Annotated in this window: 3 protein-coding genes; 1 reads left to right on the plus strand and 2 read right to left on the minus strand. The window is 39.1% G+C overall.

What is annotated here, in order from left to right; all coding sequences use genetic code 11:
- The coding region (locus ABZB17_RS21095) for a glycoside hydrolase family 3 C-terminal domain-containing protein (protein ID WP_372653363.1) at nucleotides 1-1,107 on the plus strand (1,107 nt) is incomplete at its 5' end.
- A gap of 98 nt (nucleotides 1,108-1,205) precedes the next feature.
- On the opposite strand, the gene ABZB17_RS21100 is transcribed toward ABZB17_RS21095, so the two are convergent.
- Complete coding sequence (locus ABZB17_RS21100; RefSeq protein ID WP_372653365.1) at nucleotides 1,206-1,766, minus strand: DUF3365 domain-containing protein; 561 nt, start codon at nucleotides 1,764-1,766, stop codon at nucleotides 1,206-1,208.
- A 321-nt stretch (nucleotides 1,767-2,087) separates the two neighbouring features.
- Nucleotides 2,088-3,521, minus strand: coding sequence for an IS1634 family transposase (locus tag ABZB17_RS21105; RefSeq protein ID WP_372653368.1), 1,434 nt, complete (start codon nucleotides 3,519-3,521; stop codon nucleotides 2,088-2,090).
- Between the last annotated feature and the right edge of the window lie 575 nt (nucleotides 3,522-4,096).

Genomic DNA, 4,096 nt, shown 5'->3' on the forward strand with positions numbered 1-4,096 from the left:
CGAAAAAGTATGGTTTTGCTGAAAAACGACAATAACACCTTACCAATATCAAAAAATATCCATTCGCTGGCTGTAATTGGCCCGCTTGCCGATGCCGCACGCGATCAGCTGGGAACTTGGATTTTCGACGGACAAGGCGAAGACTCAACAACACCACAACAAGCTTTTGGCGAGATCCTTGGCTCAAAGATGAACTATGTTTCCGGGTTGGAATACAGCCGCGATAAATCGACAAAAGGATTTGCCGAAGCTATTGCTGCCGCTAAACGTTCTGATGCCATATTATTCTTTGCCGGCGAAGAGTCTATCCTTTCGGGCGAAGCAAATGCACGTGGTATTATTGATCTTCCGGGAGTTCAATCGGAACTGATTACCGAATTGAGAAAAACAGGCAAACCGCTTATTTTGGTGGTAATGGCCGGAAGACCGCTGGGAATTGGGGCCGAAATGGAAATGGCTGACGCCGTACTTTATGCCTGGCATCCGGGAACAATGGCCGGACCCGCAGTGGCCGACCTGATTTTTGGCGACTATTCACCTTCAGGAAAATTACCTGTAACTTTTGTAAAAGGTGCCGGGCAAATTCCGTTTTATTACTACCGCAAAAACACCGGTCGCCCGGCTACCGAAGATGATGTTACGTACATCGATGATATTCCGAGAAATTCGAAACAACTTTCGCTTGGATTTAAATCCATGCACATTGATTACGGTATTACACCTCTCCTGCCCTTTGGATATGGTTTGAGTTACACCGAGTTTAAATACGAAAATCTTAAGCTGTCGTCAAACGAAATGGCAACAAACGGATCAATTACCATTTCGGCCGATATTAAAAACATTGGCAACTTCGAAACGGAAGAGATTGTACAGCTGTATGTGCACGACAAGGTGGGCAGTATTACCCGCCCCATTAAAGAACTAAAAGGTTTTGAAAAGATAAACTTAAAACCGGGCGACGTTAAAAACGTAAGCTTCGAGCTTAAAGCTGATGATTTGCAATTTTTTAACGGCGATGATTTTGTAATCGAACCGGGCGATTTTGAAGTTTGGATCGGACCGAATTCTGACGAAGGGTTAAAGGGAGCATTTAAGTTAAAGGAGTAACTAACTATTAACAACAAAGGGTGAAAGCCATCCTTTGCTAACTAACACTGCTAGCAGGCATTTCCATTTGCGAAATGCCTGTTTTCTTTTTTTTCAGTTTACAAATCCCTCTTAAACTTTACTTTCCAAAGACCGCGGAACTCGTTCAAGGTATAACCCGTTGCCAAATCATTTGGGTACAATTCATTCAGCTTTGTTTTGGTTGCTTCATTGATATCTGTATCAGGATTTCCATGACACTTTAAACAGGCCGGCATCGCTGTTCTTATCGGCTTGTAATAAACCACATCATTACCATTTTGCAATACCGTGTCGGCCAGTTGATTGTTGGCAAAAAGTTCCCACATTCGTTTTTCCTGCTCGGTACTCAGCGCATTTTGTGGATTACGGTTTTTGGCCGAAACTCGTGAAATGTCGCAACCAAATACTCCGTTCAAACTATCTACAATTGAGCTTGCTTCAAGGTTACAGAATTCAACTGCGTATTCCGGCCCGCCGGTTTGAATGGCTTTTCCCACATTAGTCAAAAGCACAGCTTGTACATTGGCAGTAATTTCTTGTCCGCTGTTTTGATACTTTTTATAGGTTTCCATATCCAGTTTCGGAGAACAGGAGAAGCAAAAAAATAGCAGCAGAATTGGTAAGATTTTGTTTGTCATAGCTCACATTTCTTAAATAAATGGTTCAAAATATCTTTAATTCGTAAACTGCAAGTTCTGCTTTATTTGTTAAATCACAAAATCAACTATCTTTGCGGCATCAAATATTCTTTCAAAGGGTGTTAGCTTATACCTTCATAAAATGGATGGATAGTTGAAGAATGGCGAATGATAAGTTTGGTAAGGGGCTTTATTATTCTGAATACAAAACCTTTGCTTACGGAGTATAGCATTTCCCAAGCCTTAAATGGCTCTTCATGCCTGTCCGGAATACAAATTCGTTTGCCACTTTTTCCTGAGTTCGACACTGGGACACCCAAATTAGAAGTTGAACATCTTTGCTAACATTTTTTGCTCTTGTGTTATCAAGATTGTTTTAGTAATCAGGTGTTGTTGGTTTGGCGTTTTTACCTGTATTGCGTAAATGGTTTTGGCGATATCTATTGCTTTTTCAGGACTTAGATTTGAGCTTTTGATTTTTAGTTGCCGTTCCAGTTCTTTATAAATTTTATATGCCACAAACGATATACAGATATGCGCTTCGATTCGTCTTTTGATACGATGAAAAACCGGCCTTATTTTAAGATCGTGTTTTGATATCCTGAAAGCCTTCTCAATTTTCCAGAGCTGGGCGTAACTCTCCATTATTTCCTTGTTCGATAGTTCTGTGTTGGTAAGGTATCCTTTAAGTCCATCCCATTTGCCATCAGAATTAAATTTCTCCCTATCTATTGTCAGGCTTATTTCTCCGTCCATTTTTAGATACTTGTTGTATCCTCGGTTGTTAATATTGGATTTGGTCAGTTTACCGGACTTTATTTTTTTCTCAAGTTTGGCAAGTCCTTTTTCCCGGTTGTGCTTATCTTTTTGTGCTCTTTTTTCTGAGTATGTTACCAGTAGCCTGATTCCGTCTTGCTTAACTATCAACTGTTCTTTTGTTTGGGAGTAGTCAAAACTTAATATCTGGCTCTTAATATCAGTGGTTTCGTTTTTAATTCGTGCCCCCAGAATAAACTCATATCCTTTGGCGCAGAGTTCCTGTATGTTGGTACTGGTCAATAATCCAGAATCGGCAACTACAATCAGCTGATCGATGTTGTAACGGTTCTTGAATCCATCAATAACCGGCAGCATTGTGTGGCCTTCATATTTATTCCCTTCAAAAATTTCATAAGCCAGCGGGTAACCATCAACACTGACCAAAAGCCCCAGTAATATTTGAGGGTTCTGGTGTTTACCCTCTTTTGAGAAACCTGTCTTTCTTATTTCATCTTCGTGGTCTACTTCAAAGTACAGGGTGGTAACATCATAAAAAACAACGCTTATCTCATTGTTGAGTACTTTCAATGAATGCGCATAACTAATATCTTGTACCAACTCCTTTTGACTGTTGTGAAGCTTGTCCATATACCTGTAAATATGTTGTGCTTCAACCGACAAAAAATGATATTTGGAGAGAAAATCAGTTGTTTTAAGTTTGCTTGCCGGAAAACACAAACGTGCAATGACCAGTTGCTTAAAAAGTTCGTCGTCAATAGCATCAAATCCAATCTCATCAAAGATCTTTCCTAACAATAAGGAAGTACCGGCTACGGTAATTTGTTCGATGTTTTCCAGGATTGTTTCGGTAAAATCCCTTTCACTAGTAAAGTCCAGTTCTTTTTGTCCAATCTTGTCCTTTATCCAGGTTTCTCCCTCTTTTACAAGTTGTTCAACCAAATCAGGATCTGAACTGCTCCCTATGGTTTTTATCATCTTATACTTTCCGGTGCTTTTATCAATGATTTGCACGCTGATAACTCCACTCTTGTTTTTCTTTTTCCTGACAAACACAGATTAAATATACCCTAAATTGGGCTGGGACACCCAAACAGGGCATTCCAAAAGTACTAACCCGAGTTCGATTTTTAACTGTTTAAATGTCAATAACTTGCAGAAATAAAACCTGAAAATATTCTTGGAAATAAAAAAGGATTTTGCTAATTTAAGAGTCTGACAAACAAATAATTAGAAGCAAAATCCATGCATTTAAGCAACGATAAAATTACCGAAATCTTCGTATTAACACATGATTTTTGTAAAGAATTTAACAAAACAGTTTCAAAACATACTTTGGGCAACAACCCCAAAAGAAAGCCTCGAATGAGCCAAAGCGAAGTGATTACGATAATGATACTATTCCACTTTGGTGCTTTTAAAAATCTAAAACACTTCTATCTCTTTTATGTGAAAAAGCATATGCACCAAGACTTTCCCAATACGGTCTCGTATAATCGTTTTGTTGAACTTCTTCAATCATCGGCACTTCCCATGACCTTATTTTTAAAAAC

Origin of the sequence: Draconibacterium sp., assembly GCF_041583095.1 — a bacterium.
GTDB lineage: Bacteria > Bacteroidota > Bacteroidia > Bacteroidales > Prolixibacteraceae > Draconibacterium.